The sequence below is a fragment of the Wolbachia endosymbiont of Nomada ferruginata genome (assembly GCF_001675785.1).
Lineage (GTDB): Bacteria > Pseudomonadota > Alphaproteobacteria > Rickettsiales > Anaplasmataceae > Wolbachia > Wolbachia pipientis.
The window spans coordinates 1-712 of record NZ_LYUY01000182.1; the positions used below are offsets into that span (position 1 = coordinate 1).

The following is a 712-nucleotide window of genomic DNA, read 5'->3' on the forward strand; positions in this document are numbered from 1 at the left end:
CATAATAAAAACGCATACTATCAAATGCACAAAGCTTCGCATTATCCAGCAACTCCTTTTGTATATCTTCTTTAGTACGCTGAGCAATTTTTCCTCCTTCTGTTAAACAATAGCTTTTTTGCCAATCAAAATCTTCTGGTGCTTCATACCAATCATTTTCAGTTGGCTTACTTTCAAGCGTTGTTGTTTCTACTTGTTTATCATTCTCAAATCTAATGTAGATAGACATTCTTTGTTACCTCCAGAGTTCATAAGTTTCAGATAACCCAGGACATTGCCAAGCTTTTAGCGTTCTCTCTACATCTATTTCAAGCCCCGTGGTTAGAAAATTGCTACGTATGTTATATATTCCCCACTGGATAAATTGACCATAGTTGTATACATAATTTGATGCAAGCATACCTTGACTGACTTGTGTTCTGGAACATAGGTAAGATGATGTGTAAAGTAATATTGCAACTGTTTTTCCTGCTGGAATTTCTACATTGCCAGATCCAGCTAACTTGCTATCAGAACTTGTGTATTGGTAAACATTTTTCCATATTATTCTTGAAATACTTGATTTATTGGTATTATCTGGTGTTCCCACAAATAATCCTGCACCCCCATACTCCGTACTTGAGTACGATGATCCAACAAATTCTATTGTTTTATTTATGTTCACATTGGTTGTATTTTTTACAAATACTACTCCAAGTGCAGCATATGGGTA

Annotated in this window: 2 pseudogenes; both read right to left on the reverse strand. The window is 35.1% G+C overall.

Going from position 1 to position 712, the window contains the following annotated elements:
• Positions 1–229, reverse strand: a pseudogene (locus BA053_RS06350) (hypothetical protein); the annotation flags it as partial.
• 6 nt (positions 230–235) lie between these two features.
• Positions 236–712, reverse strand: a pseudogene (locus BA053_RS06355) (hypothetical protein); the annotation flags it as partial.